At 43.8% G+C, this 370-nt stretch carries 1 protein-coding gene; it reads left to right on the top strand.

Annotated elements, in window-relative coordinates:
- On the top strand, window positions 1-370 hold a 370-nt coding region (locus EMN46_RS19460), incomplete at both ends, for an aldehyde dehydrogenase family protein (RefSeq protein ID WP_154202670.1).

Here is a 370-nt window from a genome sequence, read left to right as displayed (position 1 = left end):
AGCTGCTGATATTCCACTAGCGGCAGACCACTTCCGCTATTTCGCTGGTTGTATTCGTGCTCAAGAAGGTTCATTAGCTGAACTAGACGAAAAAACCATGTCTTACCACATCCATGAGCCACTAGGCGTTGTTGGTCAGATTATTCCTTGGAACTTCCCAATTCTAATGGCTGCTTGGAAACTAGCTCCAGCATTAGCTGCAGGTAACTGTGTAGTAATGAAGCCAGCTGAACAAACTCCAGCATCAATTCTAGTTCTTATCGAACTTATCGCTGATCTAATACCTGCTGGCGCTTTGAACATCGTTAACGGTTTCGGTAAAGAAGTTGGTGAAGCATTAGCAACAAGTACTCGTATTGCTAAAATCGCT

Origin of the sequence: Ancylomarina sp. 16SWW S1-10-2 (assembly GCF_009669305.1) — a bacterium.
Classification (GTDB): Bacteria; Bacteroidota; Bacteroidia; order Bacteroidales; family Marinifilaceae; genus Ancylomarina.
Note: the sequence above shows the minus strand (reverse complement) of the source record. Positions and strands in the feature narration are given on the sequence as shown.